The sequence below is a fragment of the Streptomyces sp. NPDC002520 genome, from assembly GCF_053595235.1.
Genome location: NZ_JBSFXG010000037.1, coordinates 21,347 through 41,785 on the forward strand (window position 1 = coordinate 21,347; position 20,439 = coordinate 41,785).

Sequence of the window (20,439 nt, forward strand, 5' to 3'; positions counted from 1 at the left end):
GCCTGAGCCTCGCCGCAGCACAGCACGGCTTCCTGTCCCCGACCGGCGTCGAGATCGCCTTCCTGCTCGTCGGCCTGGTCACCTTCGGCGCCGCGCTCGTCACCGTCACCACCCGGCAGCTGGTGCACGCCGCCCTGTGGCTGGTGGTCACCCTCGGCGGCCTGGCCGTCGAGTACCTCCTGCTCACCGCCGAGTTCATCGCCTGGGTGCAGGTCCTCATCTACGTCGGCTCCGTCGTCGTCCTCCTCCTGTTCGGTCTGATGCTCACCAGGGCGCCGATCGGCCGCTCCCCGGACGCCGACTCCGGCAACCGCCCGGCCGCCCTCGTCGTCGCGCTCGCCGCCGCCGGCGCCCTGGTCTGGGTGGTCGTCGACGCGTTCCGCACCACCTGGATCGACCTGAGCGGTCCCGCCGCCGGCACGACGAAGGTCACCGGCGCGAGCCTCTTCCAGAACTGGGTGCTGCCCTTCGAGGCCCTCTCCGTCCTGCTCCTCGCGGCCCTGGTCGGCGCGATCGTCCTGTCCCGCAAGGCGAAGGCGGACGCGGAGCCCTCCGGCACACCGGCCCCCGCGACCGCACCGGCGGACACCCCCGCGACCGCACCCGCGGCCGCTCCCGGCGAGAAGGAAGGCGCCCGCTGATGCACCTCGCCTACCCCGCCGTCCTCTCCGCCCTCCTCTTCTGCACCGGCCTGTACGGCGTCCTCGCCCGCCGCAACGCGATCCTGGTCCTGATGTCGGTCGAGCTGATGCTCAACGCCGTCAACCTCAACCTGGTCGCCTTCGACGTCTGGCTCAGCCGTGCCGCCCGGGAGACCCTGCACTCCGGCCAGGCGCTGACCCTGTTCACGATCGCCATCGCCGCCGCCGAGATCGGCATCGGCCTCGCGATCGTCCTCGCCGTGTACCGCAACCGCGGCACCTCCGACATCGACAAGCTCCGCGACACCGCCGAGGGCCACGGCGACGACACCGACGGCCCCGGCACCGACGCCCTCGCGGCCGAGAAGGCTGAGGCCACCGCGTGACCACGACCAACCTCGCCGTCCTCGTCCCGCTCCTGCCCTTCCTGGGCGCCGTGGCCGGCCTGCTCCTGGGCCGCACCGCCCCCGGACTCGTCCGCCCGCTCGCCGTGCTGCCCGCCGCCGCCGCGCTGGTGCTGGCCGCGCTCGTCGCCGTACACCAGGGCGGCGACCGGGCCGTCGACGCCCACACCCTGCTGACACCCACCGGCTCGGTGCCGATCGAGCTGGCCCTGCACATCGACGGTTTCGCCGCGCTCGTCGCCGTCCTGGTCGCCTTCGTCGCGACCTGCGTGCAGATCTACTCCACGGGCTACCTCCGCGACGACCCGCGCTACCCCTCCTACGCGGCCCTCGTCTCTCTGTTCACCTCCGCGATGCTCCTCGTCGTCTACTCCGGCGACCTGATCGTGCTGCTGGTCGGCTGGGAAGTCATGGGCATCTGCTCCTACTTCCTCGTCGGCCACTACTGGGAGACCCCGGAGGCACGCGCCGCCTCCCTCAAGGCCTTCCTGGTCACCAAGCTCGGTGACGTGCCGTTCCTCATCGGCCTGTTCGCCCTGGGCACCGACGCCGGATCGTTCCGCATCACCCGCGTCCTGGGAGCCGTCGCGAGCGGCGGCCTCGACCACCCGACCCTGATCGCCCTGCTGCTGCTCGCGGGCGTGGCCGGCAAGTCGGCGCAGTTCCCGCTGCACACCTGGCTCCCCGACGCGATGGCGGGCCCGACGCCCGTCTCGGCGCTGATCCACGCGGCGACGATGGTCGCCGCCGGTGTCTACTTCGTCGCCCGGCTCCTTCCGGTGTTCGAGGCCTCCCAGGCCGCGATGGTCGTCCTCGCCGGCATGGCCGCCGTCACGATGGCCGGCTCCGGCCTCGCCGCGCTCGCCCAGGACGACATCAAGCGCGTCCTCGCCTACTCGACGATCGGCCAGCTCGGCTACATGACCGGCGCCCTCGCCGTCGGCGACCGCGGTGCCGCCGTCTTCCACCTCCTGTCCCACGGCGCCTTCAAGGCGCTGCTGTTCCTCGCGGCCGGCGTGATCATCCACGCCGCCGGCACCAACTCACTGGCCGCCATGTCCCGCATGAGCCGGCTGCGCGACCGTGTGCCGGACGCCTACTGGACGATGACCGTGGCGCTCCTCGCGCTCGCCGCGATCCCGCCGTTCAGCGGCTTCTTCTCCAAGGAGTCCGTCCTCGGCGCCGCCGAGCACGTCGCCACCGGCCACACCGACCACGCACCCGGCGCCGCCGGCTGGATCGTCCTCGTCGCCGGCCTGGTCACCGCCCTGCTCACCGCCGCGTACGCCACCCGGCTGTGGCTGCTGGCGTTCCACGGCCGCGGCGGTGAGGCCCCGGACCACGGTCGGCAGCCGGTGCAGATGACCGTGGTGCTGTGGGTGCTCGCCGTGCCGTCCCTGGCCTTCGGCGGGCTGGCCTACCGCTCGCTGCCCCGCTGGTTCGACGGCCGCGACCTGACGCCGACGCTGCTCACCTCCATCCTCGGCACGGGCCTCGCCGTGGTCGGCGGGCTCCTCCTGTACGGCGCCTGGCAGCGCACCCGCGCCCTCGCCGCCCGTGTCCCGACCGGGCCCGCGCCCTCCTTCGAGTGGGAGCACCTCCAGGGCGAGGCCGCCGCGCACCCGGAGGGCGACGCGAGCCTGGTCGAGGCGCATGCCCTCGCCGACCACGAGCCGGCCTACCGCGACCTCGCCCACGCGCCCGACCCCGGCCGGCTGCTGCTCGGCCCGCTGTACCGGCACGCGACCGCCGGCTTCCACCTGGACGCCGTGTACTCCGCGCTGTTCGTCCGCCCGGTCCTGGCCGCGGCGAGTCTCGTCCGGTTCCTCGACAGCGCGGTCGTCGACACCTACGTACGCGCAGCGGCCGCCCTGCCCCGGCTGCTGGGGTCCGCCGTACGACGTGCCCAGACCGGCAACGTCCAGACCTATGTGAGCGCGCTGCTCGCCGGCACCGTCGTCCTGACGGTCGCCGTCCTCCTCGTCGCCACGGGAGTGTGAGCAGGCGTGATCGATATCAACGAGTCCGTGATGCGGTTCCTTCTGGCATTCGTCGTCGTCGGCCCGCTCCTCGGCGCCGCCGCCGCTCTTCTCCCGGCCCCGCCCGGACTGAAGGGGAAGTCGCCCGAGCAGGCGGTGCTGCGGCACGGTGTGACCGTGACCGGCGTGATCCTTCTCGCCGCGATCGTCCTCGCACTCGGCTTCGACCACGGCCATCCGTCGAAGATGCAGGCCCAGACCGACATCAGCTGGATCCCCGCACTCGACGTGCGGATCCACCTCGGCATCGACGGCATCTCGCTCCCCCTTCTGGTCCTGACCGCACTGCTGACCTTCCTCTGCGCGCTCTACTCGTACTTCAAGACGCCCCCGGGCGGCTCCCCGAAGGCCTTCGTCGCCCTGCTGCTCCTGCTCGAGTGCGGCACCCTCGCGACCTTCGCCGTCCTCGACCTGCTGCTGTTCTTCCTCGCCTTCGAGACCGTGCTCATCCCGATGTACTTCCTCATCGCCCGCTGGGGCGGCGAGGGCCGGACCCGCGCCGCGTGGAAGTTCATCCTGTTCACGCTGCTCGGCTCCGTCGTCATGCTGCTCGGCCTGCTCCTGATCGGGATCAAGGCGGGCACATTCGACATGGTGGCACTCGCCACTGACAACGGCCGGTCGCTGACCACGACCGTGCAGGTCATCGCCGTTCTGGCGATCGGGATCGGGCTCGCGGTCAAGACGCCGATGTGGCCGCTGCACAGCTGGCTGCCCGACGCCCACACCTCCGCGCCGACCGTCGGCTCGGTCCTGCTCGCCGGTGTCCTGCTGAAGATGGGTACGTACGGGTTCGTCCGGATCCTGCTGCCGATCGCACCGGACGGCTTCCGTGTCTTCGCGCCGTACCTCGCCGCGTTCGCCGTCGTCGGGATCATCTACGGATCCCTGGCCTGCCTGGCCCTCGCCAAGCGGGGCGCGAAGGGCGATCTCAAGCGGCTGATCGCCTACTCCTCCGTCGGCCACATGGGCTTCGTCCTGCTCGGCATCGCCACCATGACCCCGACCGGCGTGAACGGCGCCCTGTTCGCCAACATCGCCCACGGCCTCATCACCGGCCTGCTGTTCTTCCTGGTCGGCGCGCTCAAGGACCGCACGGGCACGACCGACCTCGACGCCCTCGCCGAGGGGGGCGGCGCAGCACTGTACGGCAGGGCCCCGCGCTTCGGCGGCCTGCTCGCCTTCGGCGCCGTCGCCTCGCTCGGCCTGCCGGGCCTGGCCGGGTTCTGGGGCGAGATGCTCGCGCTGTTCGGCGCGTTCAAGCCCGCCGCCGACCTCAGCCGCCCCGCGTTCCTCACCTTCATGGCGATCGGCGCGTTCGGCACCCTGCTGACCGCCGCGTACATGCTCATCGTGGTCCGCCGGGTCTGCATGGGCGCCGTACCGCAGGACACGCCGAAACTCGCCGACGTCCACGGGTACGAGTTCGCGGCCTGGACCCCGCTCGTCGTCCTCACCCTCGTCGCCGGACTGTGGCCGCGGGCCCTGCTCGGCCTGACCGACCCGGCCGTGCACCAGCTCCTCGCAGGAGGCTCCCGATGAGCGCCCTGGCCCCGTCCCTGGCCGAGCCGCTGGCCCAGCCCGTGGCCCAGTCGCTGGTCCAGTCCGTCGACTGGCTCGCGATCGCGCCGCCCACCATCGCCGCCGTCGTCGGGCTCGCGGTGCTCGTCGGCGACCTGTTCCTGCCCGAGGCGCGCAAGCCCGTCCTCGGCTGGGTCTCCGTCGCGGGCCTCGCCGCGGCCACGCTGATGCTGCTGCCGCTGCTGGACGGCGACCGCAGCACCTTCTGTCTGACCGGTGACGCGCGCGCGTGCAGCTACACCGCCGACCACTTCACCCTCGTCATCCAGTTCCTCGTCCTCGGCGGCGCCCTGCTGGCCGCCCTGCTGTCCGTGACGAACCTCAAGGACGACGAGCGGCGGGTCCCGCCGGGCGAGTTCTGGTTCCTGCTGCTGTCCTCCGCGGCCGGCGCCGCCCTGCTGCCCGCCTCCCGCGACCTGGCCACCCTGATCGTCGCCCTGGAGGTCGCCTCCCTGCCCGCCTTCGCCCTCGTCGGCATCCGGCACGGCGACAAGCGGTCCTCCGAGGCAGCCCTGAAGTTCTTCCTGTCCTCGGTCACGGCCACCGCGGTCAGCCTGATGGGCATCAGCTTCGTCTACGCCTCCACCGGCACGCTCTACCTCACCCAGGTCGCCCAGCGCATCCAGCACGTCGACGGCCAGCTGCACACCCTCGCCCAGACCGGCGTCGTCCTCACCCTCGTCGGCTTCGCCTTCAAGACGGCCGCCGTCCCGTTCCACTTCTGGGTCCCCGACACCTACGTGGGCGCGCCGCTGCCCGTCGCCGCCTACCTGTCGGTGGTCGGCAAGGCGGTCGGCTTCTCCGGCCTGATCCTCGTCACCGTCGTCGGCTTCCCGTCGTACGCCGACGTCTGGGGACCCGCGCTCGCCGCCCTGGCCGCCCTCACCATGACCGTCGGCAACGTCGGCGCCCTGCGTCAGCAGGCCACGCGCGCGTACAGCGCGGTACGGCTGCTGGCCTGGTCCTCCGTCGGCCAGGCCGGCTACCTCCTGGTGCCGATCGCCGCCGCCGGCTACACCAAGGACGCCCACAGGGCGATCGGCTCCACGGTCGCGTACGCCCTCATGTACGCCGTCGTGAACCTCGGCGCCTTCGCGGTCGCCGCCCTGGTGGGCCGTACGAAGTCCCTGAACCGGGTGAGCGACTACCGGGGGCTGTACGCCACCAACCCGGCCACCGCCCTCCTCATGGCCTTCTTCCTGCTGTGCCTGGCCGGTCTCCCGCCGGGTGTCATCGGCCTGTTCGCCAAGGTCACGGTGTTCTCGGCGGCCGTCGACGCGGGCCTGGGCTGGCTCGCCGTCCTCATGGCCGTCAACGTGGTCATCGCGCTCTTCTACTACCTCCAGTGGACGGCCCTGCTGTTCCGCGCCCCCGAGGGCGAGCCCGCCCGGCTCCGGGTCCCGGCCCCCCTCACCGCCGCGCTCGCCCTCACGGGCGTCCTCGGCGTGGCCCTCTCCGGGGCACCCCAGCTGGTCCTGCGCTTCGCGGCCACCGGCCTGTTCTGAGCACCCCGCGGAAGGCCGTACGACCACGTCACCGCACGTCACCCGTACGGCCGCCCCGCGCCGCCGTACACACCGGGGAACTCGTGGCCGTCGTCTGGCGTTGACGAGAGCGGGAAGGTCCACTGGACCAAAGGGCCAAAAGGGTTCCCCTGCCGCACGACTTGGAGGGCGTACCGTGCACCGCCGGCACAACGGGCTCAGGACCGCCGTACTCCTCGGGGGACTGTCCGCACTCATCATCGTCATCGGCAGCCTCTTCGGCCGTACCGGACTGATCGTCGCCGTCCTGGTGGCGCTCGGCACGAACGCGTACGCGTACTGGAACAGCGACAAGCTGGCACTGCGTGCGATGCGCGCCCGTCCGGTGAGCGAGTTCGAGGCGCCGGCCCTGTACCGGATGGTCCGCGAGCTGTCCACGCAGGCCCGCCAGCCGATGCCCCGCCTGTACATCTCCCCGACGGAGGCCCCCAACGCCTTCGCCACGGGCCGCAATCCGCGCAACGCCGCCGTGTGCTGCACGGAGGGCATCATGCGCCTGCTCGACGAGCGCGAACTTCGCGGTGTCATCGGCCACGAGCTGAGCCACGTCTACAACCGCGACATCCTCATCTCGTCGGTCGCCGGCGCCCTCGCCTCGGTGATCATGTTCCTGGTGAACTTCGCCTGGCTGATCCCGGTCGGCCGTTCGGACGACGACGACGGCCCCGGCCTGCTCGGCACGCTGCTGATCATGATCCTCGGCCCGATCGCCGCGTCCCTCATCCAGCTGGCCATCAGCCGCTCCAGGGAGTACGAGGCCGACGCCTCGGGCGCCCAGCTCACCGGCGACCCGCTGGCCCTCGCGAGCGCCCTGCGCAAGCTGGAGCTGGGCACGCAGCAGCTGCCGCTGCCTCCCGAGCCCCGGATCGAGACCGCGAGCCACATGATGATCGCGAACCCGTTCCGCCCCGGCCAGGGCTTCACGAAGCTGTTCTCCACCCACCCGCCGATGGCGGAGCGCATCGCGCGACTGGAGCAGATGGCGGGCCGGAACCGCTGAGGGCCCGCGCCCCGACCGGGCCCGCGCCCCGACCGGGGCCGCGCCCCGACCGGGGCCGCGCCCCGACCGGGGCCCGCGCCCCGACGGGTCCGGTGCGGGCTCAGCGCCCGCCGAACGCCTCGTCCGTCGGTACGACGTCACGCCCCAGCGGCATCAGCGAGATCGGGATGAGCTTGAGGTTCGCCCAGCCGAACGGGATGCCGATGATCGACACGAACAGCGGGATGCTCGTGATCAGGTGCCCCAGGGCGAGCCACCAGCCCGCGAAGACCAGCCAGATCACGTTGCCCACGCAGGACGGCGCACCGGCGTCGGGACGCTCCACGGTGGTGCGCCCGAACGGCCACAGCACGTAGCCCGCGATCCGCAGCGACGCGATGCCGAAGGGGATCGTGATGATCAGGACGAAGCAGATCAGCGCGGCGATCAGATATCCGATCGCCATCCACAAGCCGCAGAGGACCAACCAGAGGATGTTCAGCAGCAGGTTGAACAGCTTCATGATCGGTACCTCTCCCCGTGACTGCCCCGTCGTATGCCCGTTGGCTCAAGTATCAGCCGGTCACGCGTTCACACGGAACCGCGCGGACCCGGTGGTGTGAACCGCTGTCGTACGCCGTAGGCGACCACCCCCACGGCCAGCACCCCCGCCCCCGTGACGACCGATGCCGTCGGCAGGGCGAACGCCAGCGTGGCGCAGCCCAGCAGGCCCAGCGCGGGCACCACCCGGGCCGAGGGCGCCGGGCTCAGCGTCCAGGCGGAGGCGTTGGCCACGGCGTAGTAGGCCAGCACGCCGAAGGAGGAGAAGCCGATCGCGCCGCGCACGTCCACCGTCGCGGCCAGCACGGCGACCACCACGCCCACGGCCAGCTCCGCCCGGTGCGGGACCTGGAACCGCGGATGCACGGCCGCCAGCGCTCCGGGCAGATGGCGGTCGCGGGCCATGGCGAGCGTCGTCCGGGACACCCCGAGGATCAGCGCGAGCAGCGAGCCCAGCGCGGCCACCGCCGCCCCCACCCGCACCACGGGCACAAGACCCGGTGTCCCGGCCGCCCGCACGGCTTCGGCCAGTGGCGCCGCCGCATGCCCCAGCCGGTCCGCGCCGAGGACGGCGAGCACCGCGACGGCCACGCACGCGTACACCACCAGCGCGATCCCCAGGGCCAACGGGATCGCGCGCGGAATCGTCCGCGCCGGATCCCGTACCTCCTCGCCGAGCGTCGCGATCCGCGCGTACCCGGCGAACGCGAAGAACAGCAGGCCGGCCGCCTGGAGCACACCGCCCCCGCCCGTCCCCGCCCCCATGTCGAGCCGCCCGGCACCGGCCCGCCCGGAGGCGAGGCACACGACCACCACGCACGCGAGGACGGCCAGCACCACGGCCACGATCACCCGCGTCAGCCACGCCGACTTCTGCATCCCGCCGTAGTTCACGGCGGTCAGGGCCACCACGGCCGCGACCGCCACGGCGTGCGCCTGCCCCGGCCACACGTACGACCCCACGGTGAGCGCCATGGCCACGCAGGAGGCCGTCTTACCGACCACGAACGCCCAGCCGGCGAGGTACCCCCAGAACGGGCCGAGCCGCTCCCGCCCGTACACGTACGTCCCGCCCGACGCGGGACAGCGGGCGGCCAGACGGGCCGAGGACATGGCGTTGCAGTAGGCCACGACCGCCGCGACCGCCAGCCCGAGCAGCAGCCCCGTACCGGCGGCCCGCGCGGCCGGGGCCAGGGCGGAGAAGACACCCGCCCCGACCATCGCGCCGAGACCGACGACCACGGCGTCACGTACGCCGAGGGTGCGCCGCAGACCGGTTCCGGAGGGTGTCATGCGCCGCACCCTACTGAGCCTTCGCAACCGCGGATGGACCCGCGACGTCTTCACCCCCGACAAGGAACGAACACGCGCGCGACGGACGGCTGGTCCTCACCGAATCTTCAAGGACCGGACAGTGCGAGCACAGCGCGGGAGGGCAGGTACAGGGCATGAGCATCATCGGTTGGATCATCCTGGGCCTGCTGGCCGGAGCCATAGCCAAGGTCCTGCTGCCGGGCCGCGACCCGGGCGGCTTCATCGGTACGACCCTCATCGGCGTCGCGGGCGCGTTCCTCGGCGGCTGGATCTCGGCCCGCTGGCTGGACCACCCGATCTCCAAGCAGTTCTTCGACGGCGCCACATGGGCGGCTGCCATCGGAGGCTCGCTGGTCCTGCTGATCCTGTACCGCGTCCTGTTCGGCAACTCACGCGACTGAACGGCGAGTTCACGCGACCGAACCGTACCCACCGAAGCCAAAAGGGCGGGCACCGCCGGGTGCCCGCCCTTCGTACTGCCGTGCGCCGGCGGTTCGTGCCCGTCCTACCGGTAGTTCACGAACTGGAGCGCGAAGTCGAAGTCCTGGCCCTTCAGCAGCGCGATCACTTCCTGCAGGTCGTCGCGGCTCTTCGAGGTGACCCGCAGCTCCTCGCCCTGGACCTGCGCCTTCACGCCCTTCGGGCCCTCGTCGCGGATGATCTTCGCCACCTTCTTCGCGTTCTCCTGGGAGATGCCCTCCTGGATCGACGCGAAGATCTTGTACTCCTTGCCGGACAGCTGGGGCTCACCGGCGTCCAGGGCCTTCAGCGAGATGCCTCGCTTGATCAGCTTGGACTGGAAGACGTCGAGGACCGCGGTCACCCGGTCCTCCGAGTTCGCCTCCATGAGGATCTTGTCACCGGACCACGAGATCGAGGCACCCACGCCCTTGAAGTCGTAGCGCTGCGAGATCTCCTTGGCGGCCTGGTTGAGGGCGTTGTCGACCTCCTGCCGCTCGACCTTCGAGACGATGTCGAAACTGGAGTCGGCCATGTCCTGTGGCTCCTTGAATCGGGGTGCGTATCCGCCCCAGCCTAGTCACCCCGCGCCCCGACGGGTGGAGATCAACCGGGTGGCGGAGCACCCCCCGGCATCGGGTATTGTTTACGTCGTTGCCAGGGAGCACCGCCGAAAAGCGGATCGAACGGCAGCAACCCCGGCGGTGTGCCCGAGCGGCCAAAGGGAGCAGACTGTAAATCTGCCGGCTTCGCCTTCCCAGGTTCGAATCCTGGCGCCGCCACAAGACCGAAAGGGTCTGTGACCAGCAGCAATGCTGGTCACAGACCCTTTCGGCGTTCACAGGCACGGCATCGTCGCTATGGGTGCTTTTTCCCAGTGTGTCTCACCTCTCCGTATCCGGTGTCCTGGATGAGCCCGCCGCGTTGCGTCCGGAACAGCCGCCCGTCGGGGGCGACGCCGTACGCCATGACGTGCCACCGCAGCAGGTTCACGAGATCCGGCGGGATCGACACGGTGCGGACCGCCTTCCGGGGCCGATGCTTGAGCCCGCGCCGGTCGTGCGCTTCGCCGATGTCCGTCCAGGCCGACCCCGAGCGGGGGCGGGTCTCCCGCGGTCGCAGAGTGCCCCATCCCCGGCGGGGCAGGTCCCAGTCCTCGATACGGAGACCGATGACTTCCGTCGGCCGTGCCGCCGCGTAGTACACGCAGCCGAAGAAGGCGATGAGGCGGCGACCGCGGGCGCTCTGCGCGCGGACGGCATCGAGCAGCGCCAGGGCCTGCAGGGGGTCGGGCACTGAGGCGGGTCCAGTTCCTCGGATACCTGCTCCGGAGCCTTCCACTGCACCTGCGGCAGAGGATTGTCCGTCAGGCGGCCCGCACCGACAGCTCCGCACACGTGCCGTCACGGCGGTGGTGATGGCCCGCCGGTAGGCAAGGCCGGTCTCGGCCGTGACGATCAGCAGCAGCGGCGCCACCGCGTGCACGGCCACGCCCACCAGGTCGTTCTTCAATGCCGAGTCGGCCACGTTCAGCGCGAGCGTCATGCAGCCGGTCATCCACCGCGGGGCGACGGGCCACCGGCCGCCGTGTCCTCCGAGAGGCTCGGCAGTCCGGGCGCGCCGCCGCTTGATGGTCGCTTGGTACCTGGGAGCGAGGGCGGGTACCCCTCCGCCTTGGGCGGGCCGGGTCAGCGGCCCCGCTCCCGACAGCAATGTCACCCGAACGGCCCAGCATGGCGTGCCACCCACATGGGTGAAGATCAAGCTGGCTAGTGTCCCAACCGAGGCAATCCGTGAAAGGCGAACCAAATGCGCATTCGACGAATCCTCGCCGCCGTCATCGCCACGGCAGCCCTCGCCGGACTCGGCCTCACAGGCGCCGCCGCCACCGCCACCGCCGCCACACCCAGCCCCACCCCTGGTCAACGGTTTGTCACCTCTGAACAGTGCAGGGAGGGCGGCGGAACGGTAGAGGGCTTCGACTGCAAGGGTGGTACATACGACGGCCGGGGGGTCGACTAAACCCCACAAGGCGCCCCGCGGCCACGCGCCGCGGGGCGCTCCCGCGCGAGCGTGGCCGGGAGAGTCGCAGGGACTGTGCCGACTCGTCGGACACGCCCTGGACGCCATCCGATCCCGGCCTCGGTCTGAGGCCGGTTGGCGCGTGGCAAGTCGAGGGAGTCCACGCGGCAACAAGGTTCCGCCCGAACGCGAGGGCGACGCTTCCGGGCGCATCGTGGGGCACGTGTGGGGCACGGAGCGGCGCGTTGTGGGAACGGTCAGCTCAGCGCGGAGTGATCGCGCGGTCTGTAAATCTGCCGGCTTCGCCTTCCCAGGTTCGAATCCTGGCGCCGCCACACGGGCCCTTCGTCATGCATCCCGGTGATCGGTCGAATGTCTCACTCCGTCTCGTGTTCGGACGCCCCGTCTCGCAGTGTGTGGACGGAGCGCGGACGGGATTCTCGGTGCGTCAGCCACGCTGACCGAGCAGACCCGCTACGTCGGCGCCCTCCTCGTCGACGTCCTCGGCTCCATCCGCCGGATCGTCGGCGCGCGGTAAACGCTGGGAGTGACTGCCGCGCGGGAGGGCGACTTGGAACAGGCGCTCGTCATGGGCGAGCGCGCCCTCGAAGGCGAGCGCCAGTCCGTCCCTTCGCTCATCCTGACGAGGCGCGAGCTGGCAGCCGAGATGAGGAGTTCCCGCCCGCCACGTACTTCCGGGCCGGCTTGGACCCAGCGTGGCCGACGGGTCGGCACGGTCCCTGCGACGCTCCCGGCCACGCTCGCGCGGGAGCGCCCCGCGGAGCGTGGCCGCGGGGCGCCTTGTGGGGTCTAGTCGACAGTCAGCCCGTCGTATTTACCGCCCCAGCATTTGACGGTGTTGTGCAGATAGGGCTGTCCGCCGCCCTCCCTGCACTGAGAAGGGGTGGTGTAGCCACTGCCACCCTGTGCGGTAGCGGTGGCGGCGCCTGTGAGGCCGAGCCCGGCGAGGGCTGCCGTGGCGCTGACGGCGGCGAGGATTCGTCGAATGCGCATTTGGTTCCCCTTTCACGGATTGCCTCGGTTGCGGCACTAGTCAGCTTGATCCTCACCCATGTGGGTGGCACGTCATGTTGCGCCGTTCGGGTGACACTGCTGGCGGGTGCGGGGTCGGTGACGCGACCCGTCGGACAGGCCAGCTAGGTCGTCATGTCAGCGCTCACCGGCCAGCCCCGGCCACAACGCCCGCACCGCGTCAGGCACCTCGGCCACAGCAGCCGGATCGAGCAGAGCTACTTGGAGGATGTAGCCGGGGAGGACCCGAGGGGCGTGGTGTTCAGCTCTGCGGTCTTCTCGACTGCGGCAGGGCGAGGAGCGGCGACGGCTTCGCTGTCGCCGGCGGGATCCCATCGGGCACGGATCGGGCACGCGGAAGTGGTGGGCCGGGTTCACAGGCGCACGATGACCAGGGCGGTGTCGTCGGTGGCGCCGCCGGGCGGGAGCAGGTCGGTGAGCACGGCGTCGGCGAGGGCATCGGGGTCGTCTGCCTGGTGGCGGGCCAGGGAGTCGGCGAGCCGGGCGAGGCCGGTGTCGATGTCTTCGTGCCGGCGTTCGATCAGGCCGTCGGTGTAGAGCACGAGAACGGCGCCCTCGTCGAAGGCCGCTGCAGCCTGGATGCGGGGGGCGTGTTGCGGGCGGGCGGCCAGTGGCGGGTCGGTGGCCTGGTCCAGGAATTCGACGGTCCCGTCCCTCCGCAGGAGCGCAGGTGGCGGGTGGCCGGCGCTGCTGTAGGTGACGGTGCGGGTCTCCCAGTCGACGAATGCCGTGGCCACGGTGGTGTTCTCGGCGCCGTCGACGGTGCGGGCGTACAGCCCGAGGACTTCCAGGGCGCGGGCGGGGCCTTCGGCGACGAGGCAGGCGGCGGTGAGGGCGCTGCGCAGTTGCCCCATGACACCGGCCGCGGGCAGGCCGTGGCCGACGACGTCACCGACGGCGACGGCGACGCGGTCGCCCGGCAGCTCGACCAGGTCGTACCAGTCGCCGGCCACGTTCAGCGCTTCGGCGGCGGGCCGGTAGCGCACGGCCACCGGGTGTCGGCCGACCGGGCGGGGAGCGGGCAGCATGGCTTCCTGCAAGGTCAGCGCGACTTCACGGGCACGGAAGAGTTCGGTGACGTCCTCCACCCGGTGCAGCAGCAGCGCCACCTGACCGTCAGGGGCCAGGACGGGAATGTTGGTCATGTTCAGATACCGCTCGTGCCACACCCCGGGCCGGTCGGGGTCCTCCATGTCGAAGCGCTCCAGCGCTAGCGTGTCGCCCTCCCCGGTGTCCGCCACCCGGAGCAGTGACGCCATGATCTTGAGCACGAGGGGCTGCTCGTTCGCGGAGCGGTCCTCGAGCAGGAAGTGACCGACCAACTGCTCGCGGGTGCAGTGCAGGATCCGCATGAACGCCGCGTTGACATCCACGAAGATCAGCTTCGGGGTGACCAACGCCGCCGCCCCGGGCAGGGCCCGGAACACCGCTGTGTAGTCGACCTCCGGCTCCGCCATGACTTTCCTGCCTCGCCGCCATCGCCGCGTCTCTTTTCACGATACGAGCGGGAATCGCAGCTCGCCCCATGGACAGCCCGGCTTGAACGGCGGTTCGGCGGTCCGGCGGCCCGGTGGTCCGGCGGTCGGGGCGGCCTGGTCTCCCGGTGCCGTGGGCGACGGCGACGATCGCGGCGCCGAGCGATGCAGATCCGGGTGGTCGGCTGTGCTGGGCGCGCCCCGGCACCACTGCCGCCATGCCGTTTTGCGCATGTTGCCACGTTCTGTGGGGCCCGACTGTCAAGGGGGTAGGCATGGAGAGCAGATGAGGGAGATTGGTGATCTTGGACGTCTACGAGGCAGTCACGAGCCGACGGGCCGTGCGCGGGTTCATCGACCGGCCCGTCCCGAGGGAGGTACTGGAGCGGGTGCTGTCCGCTGCGGCTTGGGCGCCGTCCGGGTCGAACCTCCAGCCCTGGCGCGTCTACGTGCTGACCGGCCGGCCACTGGCAGAGCTCAAGGAGCGCGCCGGCAAGCGCGTGACCGCACGCGACCCCTGGGACGAGCGGGAGTACGAGATGTACCCGCCCACACTGAAGTCCCCGTACCACGAGCGCCGATCCGCCTTCGGCGCGGAGCGCTACAGCGCGCTGGGCATCGCGCGCGAGGACTGGGAGGCGCGGCAGAGAGCGGCTTCCGCGAACTGGAACTGCTTCGGCGCGCCCGCCGCCCTGTTCTGCTACATCGACCGCGGCCTGGGCCGGCCCCAGTGGTCCGACGTAGGCATGTATCTGCAGACCGTGATGCTGCTGCTCCGCGCCGAAGGCCTGCACAGCTGCCCGCAGATGGCGTGGTCGGTCTACCGCAAGACCGTCGCGGAGGTCCTGTCACCCTCGGACGGCCTCGTCCTCTTCTGCGGCATGTCGATCGGTTTCGAAGACGCCGCAGTGCCCTACACCCGCACAGGCCGAGCACCGCTCGACGAGACGGTCACGTTCGTCGATGGTTAGCCGGCGGTACTCATTGCCCGTTTCCGGCGGGCGGGCGGGTGCGACAGCTGTCGAAAGCCCGGCGCCCACCCCTCCATCCTGGCCGCCCGCGGAAGCCGTGGGCCGGATCGGCTGGACCGGGACGCTCCCCGCGCACGTCCGACGGGCAGCCGTGACGGCAGCCGCTGACCACACGTCACGAGTGGTCCCACCACTGCGAGATGGCGCGGAACGTGGCGTTACTCGGCCTGAGGCTCACCGCGGCCGACGGTCACTGCCCAGGTGACGGTCGTGGGTGCGGTCACCGACACGATGCCGGGCTTGTAGGCCGGCTCCAAGGCGAACTTGTTGTAGATGACTTCCGGCTTCTCGACGCCGCATGTGAGCGGGAAGGACACGCGCGGTGCTGACACCTCGACGTACACAGCGCCCTTGCCCCGGCAGCTGACAGCGACGATGAGGGCCTTTCCCTTGGCTCCGCCGGAATACTTCAGTTCGGCGTTCCCCCGGGTCGGTTGCCGTTTTCCGGCGAGCGTCTCCCCGAGATCCGCATCGAGTTCGGGCGGTGAGACGGGGACGGCCTTGTGCGCCTGAACCGCGCTCCGTGTCGTGGGCGGGCCGGCGGGCGTGGCCGGGTCATCGATGCCGTGTGAGGAGGAGCAGGCGGTCGCCGCGAGCAGCGCGAGGGCCCAGACGGCGTGGTGGGGGCGGGGGATCAGTTTTCCCGCAGAACCCGCCCGTGTGGTCGGGCTGCTCAGAACCGGCGCAGTTCTCAATGGGCGTGCGATGTTCATGAACACCACTTTTGAATGAAGGAACGCCTCCCTGGCGATCAGTGGCACGGACGCTATGAGTACGTCGTGCACGCAACAAGCGAGACAGCGATCTTCTGAGGTGGAATTGAGGAAGATTCTTCCCGCGAGAGGGTCCACATCCAGCGACAACGCTGGATGTGGACCCTCTCTTCGCGTCGGGCACGAGGACAGATGGCGTGGAAAGGCGCCCCGGGAGATCGCGAAATCCGCGTGCTCAGGAGCAGAGATTCACGTGGCGGACGGCCAGGACGTGTCCCGCCGCGTCGATGAGGCGGCCGCGGGAGAGGCGGCCGCTGGACACCGCGTTGGTGATCGCCGTGGCGATCGAGGAGGTCTGGGAGCTGACGTTGCTGCCCAGGTCGAACATGACCATGTCGGCACCGGAGCGCAGGGCCTGGACGGCGGCGGAGGAGACGCTGAAGCCGGCGGCGGAGATGGCCTTGGCGCTGAGGGAGTCGGTGAGCACCAGCCCCTTGAAGCCGAGCTTGCCGCGCAGTTCGGAGGTGATGGCGGTGGGGGACAGGCTCGCCGGGTTGGTGCCCAGGCCGGGCACGATGTTGTTGGAGACCATGATGGCCGGGGCGCCGGCCTTGATGGCCGCGGTGAACGGCGGGATGCCGACCTTCTGCAGGGTGGACCAGGGCAGCGTCTTGGCGGGGCCGAAGTCGGAGTTGTAGGTGGAGCCGCCGAGGCCCGGGAAGTGCTTGACGACGGGTATCACGCCTCCGGCGCGCAGCCCGTTCATGTACGCGACTCCGGCCTTGGAGACCACCGAGGTGTCGCCGCTGAAGGACCGCCATCCGTCGGGGTTGGTCCGACTGGGAGCAACGTTCCTGCCGTCGACGTCGACCACCGGCGCGAGGTCCATGTTCACCTGGGCGGCCGACATCTTGATGGCGACCTTCGTGACGTTCTGCTGGATCTGGGCCGGCGTCCAGTGCTTGCCCATGTACGCGGGCCAGGGCAGGTCCCCGACGAGGTTCGCCATCCGCTGGATGCCGCCGCCCTCCTCGTCCGTCATCACCAACAGGCCGCGGTTGCCGGGCACATGGGATTTCAGGGCCTTGAGCCGGGAGCCCAGGTCGGACGGTGCCTTGCTGCCGAACAGCAGCACTCCGCCCGCACCGGCGGTCACCTCGGACGTGACGTCGGACACCGAGGTCTCCGACACCGGGACGGCGATGGTCAGCATGGCCAGCCGGCGGTTCGACCAACCGGCCAGTTTCGTGCTGTTCGTGCACGCGGCCGCCGCCGTGGCCGTGCCAGCCGTCGTGGCCGTGCCAGCCGTCGTGGCCGTGCCAGCCGTCGTGGCCGTGCGCGCCGTCGTGGCTGTGCCCGCCGTTGTGGGAGTGCTCGCCGCGGTCGCCGCGCCGGACGTGTTGGTGGCGTCCGGGGCGAACGACGAAGCCGAGCGGGAAGGCGTGGCGGACGGGGCGAGGGACACGCCGGCGTCGCCGGAGTGCGGGGCCGCGTCGGGGGTGCCCGTGCCGCAGCCCGACAGGAGCATCGCCGCCATCGCGGCGATGCTCACTCTGCGTACGGTCGTGGCCCGGCCGGGGAGCCGGGGCGGTGTTGTCACGCTTCTGCGGTCACGGTACGACGGGAGATTCATCGCCCGGCCTCCTTTCGGAACACGCGACGGCAGCCGTCGCGCTGAGGGCCGTATGAACACGGTGGGCTGTACGGCACGTGAGATGCGCACCGGCCCGCATTTGTTCGCGGGTCCACGCTCGGAGTACCCAGAATCTCGCGGGGGGCGCTCAGGAATTGCCGTCGAGTGCACTTCACCGCGCCTCGCAGCGCCGTACGCACGGTGGGACGGGTGCGGGGCGGGAGTGCGTTGTCAGTGGGCCGGGGCACACTGACGGCATGGGCTCCCGTCGTAGAACCTGTCCCGTGTGCCGCCGCGAAATCGCCGTCGTCGCCGGGCGCTTCGCGCGGCACGACCCGCCGGGGGCGCGGGACAGCGGAGATCTCGTCTCGTGCTCCGGCTCGCGACGGCAGGCACAACTGGACGCCGTCCAGCCCTCGTTGGACGGGTATGCCCTGCCCGACTTCCCCGGTCAACTGCCGCTCTTCTGAACCATCGCCTCCCGGCCACTGTGGTGACCTGCCAATGCCCAGCTGCTCCGATCCGTCAGCATCCGCTCACCCCGCCCCGTCAATTCCCGGCCACCGACTTCACCGCCACCGACACCGGCGTCGAGCCGCCGATCAGCTCCAGCGTCAGTCCGGCGGTCGACGAGCTCTCCACCAGCTCCGCCAGGACGGCCGCCACGTCGTCCCGGGGGATCGGGCCGCGCCCGGTGTGCGCCTCCAGACGGACCGTGCCGGTGCCGGCGGAGTCCGTCAGCGCGCCGGGGCGCAGGATCGTCCAGTCCAGGGCGTCCTGCCGGGCCACGTACGCGTCGGCATGCCCCTTGGCCCGCAGGTACACGTCGAAGACGTCGTCGCCCGGGTGCGCGGGATCCGCGCCCATCGAGGAGACGACCACGAAACGGCGTACGCCCGCGCGGACGGCCGCTTGCGCGAACAGCACCGCCGCGCCCTTGTCCACCGTCTCCTTGCGGGCCGTTCCGCTGCCCGGACCCGCACCGGCCGCGAACACGGCCGCGTCCGCGCCCTGCAGATGCGCCGCGACCTCCTCCACGGACGCGGACTCCAGGTCCAGCAGGACCGGTTCGGCGCCGGCCGTCCGCAGATCCTCGCCCTGCTCGGCGTTGCGGATGATCCCCGCCACCTCGTCCCCGCGCGCGGCGAGCAGTCGCTCCAGCCGCAGCGCGATCTGACCATGACCCCCAGCGATGACAATGCGCATGACTCCGACCGTACGCCCGTGCAGCCCCGCCTGCCGCACGGCCCGAAGCCGCCGCTCGAAGCCGCCGCTCGACGCCGCCGCTCGACGCCGCCGTCCGAAGCCGCCGTCCGAAGCCTCCGCTCTGAGCCTCCGCTCCGAGTCTCCGCTCTGAGCGCCCGCTAGGAGCACCTGCTCCAAGCCCGCGCTCGGAGCGCCCGCTTATAGCCCCCGGCTAGGAGCACCTGCTCGAAGCCCCCGCCCGACGCCGAGGCTTGAAGCCGCTGCGCCAGGCGTTACGACAGCTCTCCGCGCCCCTGCCGCGGCAGCCCCAGCTCCGCCGCCGCTGCCGAGTTGCAGTACTCGCGAACCGCACTCGTACGGGCGACCACGCGTCCGCGGTGCACCACGAGCCGGCTGTAGGCGAGGGAGAGCGCGCCCGCGAGGTGGTCGCCGCGCACGGCGAGGAGTTCGGCCGGGAAACCGGCCTCCACGCGCACCTCGGGCAGACCCAGGGCGGCGCGGGCCGAGGTGCTCACCGCGTCGTAGGCGTCCTGCGGGCACAGGCCGTGCGCGGAGGCGAGGAGGTAAGCCGCCTCCAAGGGGTCGCCGCGCCCGACGGGGTTGGCGACGTCCCGGAGGGCGCCGCTGCCCGCGGCCACCCGCACCCCGGCCGCGCGCAGCAGCCGTACCGGGGCGGTGCCCCGGCGGTCGGCGCCGCCGCAGCCGCCCTGGGGCAGGCACACCACCGTCACGCCCGCCGCCGCGAGCTGGTCGGCGAGCCGGGCGACGGCCTCGCCGGGCAGGCGCGCAAGCCCGGCGCACGGGCCGATCGTCACGCCGGGGCGCAGGCCGCCAGCCATGGCCGCGAGGCGGGACAGCCGGGCCGGGTCGGCGGCGTCCGTGTGCAGGTCCACCGGGCAGCCGTGCTCGGAGGCCACTTCCAGGACCGTCTCCACATAGCCCGTGGGATCGGGGTCCAGGTCGGGGCAGCCGCCGACCACGGAGGCGCCCATCTTCAGCGCGTCCCGCAGCATCGCGAGCCCGTCCGCGCCGGCCGCCCCGGTCAGCAGCCGGGGCATCGCCACCGTGGTCAGCTCCGCCAGCCCCCGCAGCGAGCGCCGGGCCTGGAGGACCGCGCCCAGCGCGCCGAGCCCCTGGACGTCACCGACACGCACGTGCGCGCGTACCGCCGTCGCCCCGTGCCCGAGCTGGAGCAGGGCCGCCTCCGTCGTCCGGCGCTGGACTTCCTCGGGGGCGTACGAGACCGGTCCGGGCTGTTCGGCGGAGAGCGCGGTGTCGCCGTGGGCGTGCGGCTCGGCCGGGGCCGGCAGGAGCAGGTATCCGCCGAGGTCCACGCGCGCGGTGCCGGTGCGGACCGGGCCCGGTGTCAGGCTGCCGGCCGTGCCGACCGCCTCGATGCGTCCACCGGCCAGTCGTACGTCCACCGTCCGGCCGTCGGTGAGCCGCGCCCCGCACAACAGCAGTCCGGCCGGTTCGGGCTGCCCCGAGGACCCCGACGAGTTCGACGGCGGGTGCGGCTGCGACTGGCTGTCAGGCATCGGACTCCAGGGGTCGGGGCCGGGGCCGGGGCTGGGCGTGCCACGTGAGGGGCTCGAGGTCGCGACGGGCTCGGGAACGCGGCGGACTCAAGATCACGCAGAGTGAGTCGAGCCTATGGTCGCGGGACGCCCGTGACGCGGAGGAGCGCAATAGTCGTACCGGCGTGGTCCACCCAGGGCGATACGCGCGTCGCCCGCGCGCGTGGCGTGCGGTGCACGCGCCTGCGGCGAGGCCTCCGAGGGGGC

20 protein-coding genes, 1 tRNA gene and 1 pseudogene are annotated in these 20,439 nt (G+C 71.6%); 12 read left to right on the forward strand and 10 right to left on the reverse strand.

Annotation, left to right across the window (positions count from 1 at the left end; all coding sequences use genetic code 11):
• Positions 1 to 2 precede the first annotated feature (2 nt).
• The 6 genes from ACWD5D_RS35480 (at position 3) to htpX (ending at position 7,209) form a co-directional block, all read left to right on the forward strand.
• Positions 3 to 641 (forward strand): NADH-quinone oxidoreductase subunit J family protein, encoded by a 639-nt coding sequence (locus ACWD5D_RS35480; protein ID WP_451376976.1) that lies wholly within the window; start codon positions 3 to 5, stop codon positions 639 to 641.
• Complete coding sequence (nuoK, locus tag ACWD5D_RS35485) at positions 641 to 1,027, forward strand: NADH-quinone oxidoreductase subunit NuoK (RefSeq protein ID WP_451376932.1); 387 nt, start codon at positions 641 to 643, stop codon at positions 1,025 to 1,027. The genes ACWD5D_RS35480 and nuoK overlap by 1 nt, the downstream gene beginning before the upstream one ends.
• Positions 1,024 to 3,045 carry an NADH-quinone oxidoreductase subunit 5 family protein gene (locus ACWD5D_RS35490; RefSeq protein ID WP_451376933.1) on the forward strand — a complete coding sequence of 674 codons (2,022 nt, stop codon included), beginning with the start codon at positions 1,024 to 1,026 and terminating at the stop codon, positions 3,043 to 3,045. Before nuoK ends, ACWD5D_RS35490 begins: the two co-directional genes overlap by 4 nt.
• Positions 3,046 to 3,051: 6 nt before the next feature.
• A complete protein-coding gene (locus tag ACWD5D_RS35495) occupies positions 3,052 to 4,626 on the forward strand; it encodes a complex I subunit 4 family protein (protein WP_451376934.1) in 1,575 nt (524 codons plus the stop codon).
• Positions 4,623 to 6,170, forward strand: a complete 1,548-nt coding sequence (locus tag ACWD5D_RS35500; protein ID WP_451376935.1) for an NADH-quinone oxidoreductase subunit N — start codon at positions 4,623 to 4,625, stop codon at positions 6,168 to 6,170. The genes ACWD5D_RS35495 and ACWD5D_RS35500 overlap by 4 nt, the downstream gene beginning before the upstream one ends.
• A 175-nt stretch (positions 6,171 to 6,345) precedes the next feature.
• A complete protein-coding gene (htpX, locus tag ACWD5D_RS35505) occupies positions 6,346 to 7,209 on the forward strand; it encodes a zinc metalloprotease HtpX (RefSeq protein WP_451376936.1) in 864 nt (287 codons plus the stop codon).
• Positions 7,210 to 7,309: 100 nt separating this feature from the next.
• On the opposite strand, the gene ACWD5D_RS35510 is transcribed toward htpX, so the two are convergent.
• The gene (locus ACWD5D_RS35510) at positions 7,310 to 7,711 is read right to left on the reverse strand and encodes a YccF domain-containing protein (RefSeq protein WP_451376937.1); all 402 of its coding nucleotides are present in this window, start codon (positions 7,709 to 7,711) and stop codon (positions 7,310 to 7,312) included.
• A 68-nt stretch (positions 7,712 to 7,779) separates the two neighbouring features.
• Entirely contained in the window at positions 7,780 to 9,042 is a 1,263-nt protein-coding gene (locus ACWD5D_RS35515; protein WP_451376938.1) for an APC family permease, read from the reverse strand.
• 155 nt (positions 9,043 to 9,197) lie between these two features.
• Between ACWD5D_RS35515 and ACWD5D_RS35520 the strand changes: the two genes are divergently transcribed.
• Positions 9,198 to 9,464, forward strand: coding sequence for a GlsB/YeaQ/YmgE family stress response membrane protein (locus tag ACWD5D_RS35520; RefSeq protein ID WP_451376939.1), 267 nt, complete (start codon positions 9,198 to 9,200; stop codon positions 9,462 to 9,464).
• Positions 9,465 to 9,568: 104 nt separating this feature from the next.
• Here the strand turns inward: ACWD5D_RS35520 and ACWD5D_RS35525 are convergent, their stop codons facing one another.
• Complete coding sequence (locus ACWD5D_RS35525) at positions 9,569 to 10,057, reverse strand: YajQ family cyclic di-GMP-binding protein (RefSeq protein WP_451376940.1); 489 nt, start codon at positions 10,055 to 10,057, stop codon at positions 9,569 to 9,571.
• A 165-nt stretch (positions 10,058 to 10,222) separates the two neighbouring features.
• On the opposite strand from ACWD5D_RS35525, the gene ACWD5D_RS35530 reads away from it, so the two are divergent.
• A tRNA-Tyr gene (locus ACWD5D_RS35530) sits at positions 10,223 to 10,304 on the forward strand.
• Between the two features lie 616 nt (positions 10,305 to 10,920).
• Here ACWD5D_RS35530 and ACWD5D_RS35535 read toward each other — a convergent pair.
• Positions 10,921 to 11,121 (reverse strand): annotated as a pseudogene (locus ACWD5D_RS35535) (DUF2637 domain-containing protein); the annotation flags it as partial.
• A 210-nt stretch (positions 11,122 to 11,331) separates the two neighbouring features.
• On the opposite strand from ACWD5D_RS35535, the gene ACWD5D_RS35540 reads away from it, so the two are divergent.
• Together ACWD5D_RS35540 and ACWD5D_RS35545 are read left to right on the forward strand one after the other, a co-directional pair.
• On the forward strand, positions 11,332 to 11,544 hold the full coding sequence (locus tag ACWD5D_RS35540) for a hypothetical protein (protein WP_451376941.1): 213 nt from the start codon (positions 11,332 to 11,334) through the stop codon (positions 11,542 to 11,544).
• A 412-nt stretch (positions 11,545 to 11,956) separates the two neighbouring features.
• On the forward strand, positions 11,957 to 12,082 hold the full coding sequence (locus ACWD5D_RS35545) for a hypothetical protein (protein WP_451376942.1): 126 nt from the start codon (positions 11,957 to 11,959) through the stop codon (positions 12,080 to 12,082).
• A 272-nt stretch (positions 12,083 to 12,354) separates the two neighbouring features.
• Here the strand turns inward: ACWD5D_RS35545 and ACWD5D_RS35550 are convergent, their stop codons facing one another.
• The gene (locus tag ACWD5D_RS35550; protein WP_451376943.1) at positions 12,355 to 12,558 is read right to left on the reverse strand and encodes a hypothetical protein; all 204 of its coding nucleotides are present in this window, start codon (positions 12,556 to 12,558) and stop codon (positions 12,355 to 12,357) included.
• A gap of 392 nt (positions 12,559 to 12,950) precedes the next feature.
• Positions 12,951 to 14,054, reverse strand: coding sequence for a PP2C family protein-serine/threonine phosphatase (locus tag ACWD5D_RS35555; RefSeq protein WP_451376944.1), 1,104 nt, complete (start codon positions 14,052 to 14,054; stop codon positions 12,951 to 12,953).
• A 323-nt stretch (positions 14,055 to 14,377) separates the two neighbouring features.
• Here ACWD5D_RS35555 and ACWD5D_RS35560 point away from each other — a divergent pair, with 323 nt between their 5' ends.
• Positions 14,378 to 15,043 carry a nitroreductase gene (locus ACWD5D_RS35560; protein ID WP_451376977.1) on the forward strand — a complete coding sequence of 222 codons (666 nt, stop codon included), beginning with the start codon at positions 14,378 to 14,380 and terminating at the stop codon, positions 15,041 to 15,043.
• A 218-nt stretch (positions 15,044 to 15,261) separates the two neighbouring features.
• Here the strand turns inward: ACWD5D_RS35560 and ACWD5D_RS35565 are convergent, their stop codons facing one another.
• Both ACWD5D_RS35565 and ACWD5D_RS35570 read right to left on the reverse strand, forming a co-directional pair.
• The gene (locus ACWD5D_RS35565; protein WP_451376945.1) at positions 15,262 to 15,864 is read right to left on the reverse strand and encodes a hypothetical protein; all 603 of its coding nucleotides are present in this window, start codon (positions 15,862 to 15,864) and stop codon (positions 15,262 to 15,264) included.
• Positions 15,865 to 16,051: 187 nt separating this feature from the next.
• Positions 16,052 to 17,368 carry a glycoside hydrolase family 3 N-terminal domain-containing protein gene (locus ACWD5D_RS35570; protein WP_451376946.1) on the reverse strand — a complete coding sequence of 439 codons (1,317 nt, stop codon included), beginning with the start codon at positions 17,366 to 17,368 and terminating at the stop codon, positions 16,052 to 16,054.
• Positions 17,369 to 17,706: 338 nt separating this feature from the next.
• Here ACWD5D_RS35570 and ACWD5D_RS35575 point away from each other — a divergent pair, with 338 nt between their 5' ends.
• Positions 17,707 to 17,919 carry a hypothetical protein gene (locus ACWD5D_RS35575; protein ID WP_451376947.1) on the forward strand — a complete coding sequence of 71 codons (213 nt, stop codon included), beginning with the start codon at positions 17,707 to 17,709 and terminating at the stop codon, positions 17,917 to 17,919.
• Positions 17,920 to 17,998: 79 nt separating this feature from the next.
• Here ACWD5D_RS35575 and ACWD5D_RS35580 read toward each other — a convergent pair whose 3' ends face one another.
• Both ACWD5D_RS35580 and ACWD5D_RS35585 read right to left on the reverse strand, forming a co-directional pair.
• Positions 17,999 to 18,655 carry an SDR family oxidoreductase gene (locus tag ACWD5D_RS35580; protein WP_451376948.1) on the reverse strand — a complete coding sequence of 219 codons (657 nt, stop codon included), beginning with the start codon at positions 18,653 to 18,655 and terminating at the stop codon, positions 17,999 to 18,001.
• Between the two features lie 272 nt (positions 18,656 to 18,927).
• On the reverse strand, positions 18,928 to 20,193 hold the full coding sequence (locus ACWD5D_RS35585; RefSeq protein WP_451376949.1) for an amidohydrolase family protein: 1,266 nt from the start codon (positions 20,191 to 20,193) through the stop codon (positions 18,928 to 18,930).
• Positions 20,194 to 20,439 lie beyond the last annotated feature (246 nt).

Bases quoted from the DNA above. Each gene is read 5' to 3' on its own strand.
- ACWD5D_RS35515 (WP_451376938.1), bottom strand. From the start codon at position 9,042: ATGACACCCTCCGGAACCGGTCTGCGGCGCACCCTCGGCGTACGTGAC.
- ACWD5D_RS35575 (WP_451376947.1), top strand. From the start codon at position 17,707: ATGGGCTCCCGTCGTAGAACCTGTCCCGTGTGCCGCCGCGAAATCGCC.
- ACWD5D_RS35540 (WP_451376941.1), top strand. From the start codon at position 11,332: ATGCGCATTCGACGAATCCTCGCCGCCGTCATCGCCACGGCAGCCCTC.
- ACWD5D_RS35555 (WP_451376944.1), bottom strand. From the start codon at position 14,054: ATGGCGGAGCCGGAGGTCGACTACACAGCGGTGTTCCGGGCCCTGCCC.
- ACWD5D_RS35520 (WP_451376939.1), top strand. From the start codon at position 9,198: ATGAGCATCATCGGTTGGATCATCCTGGGCCTGCTGGCCGGAGCCATA.
- ACWD5D_RS35500 (WP_451376935.1), top strand. From the start codon at position 4,623: ATGAGCGCCCTGGCCCCGTCCCTGGCCGAGCCGCTGGCCCAGCCCGTG.
- ACWD5D_RS35550 (WP_451376943.1), bottom strand. From the start codon at position 12,558: ATGCGCATTCGACGAATCCTCGCCGCCGTCAGCGCCACGGCAGCCCTC.
- ACWD5D_RS35510 (WP_451376937.1), bottom strand. From the start codon at position 7,711: ATGAAGCTGTTCAACCTGCTGCTGAACATCCTCTGGTTGGTCCTCTGC.
- ACWD5D_RS35580 (WP_451376948.1), bottom strand. From the start codon at position 18,655: ATGCGCATTGTCATCGCTGGGGGTCATGGTCAGATCGCGCTGCGGCTG.
- ACWD5D_RS35585 (WP_451376949.1), bottom strand. From the start codon at position 20,193: ATGCCTGACAGCCAGTCGCAGCCGCACCCGCCGTCGAACTCGTCGGGG.
- ACWD5D_RS35525 (WP_451376940.1), bottom strand. From the start codon at position 10,057: ATGGCCGACTCCAGTTTCGACATCGTCTCGAAGGTCGAGCGGCAGGAG.
- nuoK (WP_451376932.1), top strand. From the start codon at position 641: ATGCACCTCGCCTACCCCGCCGTCCTCTCCGCCCTCCTCTTCTGCACC.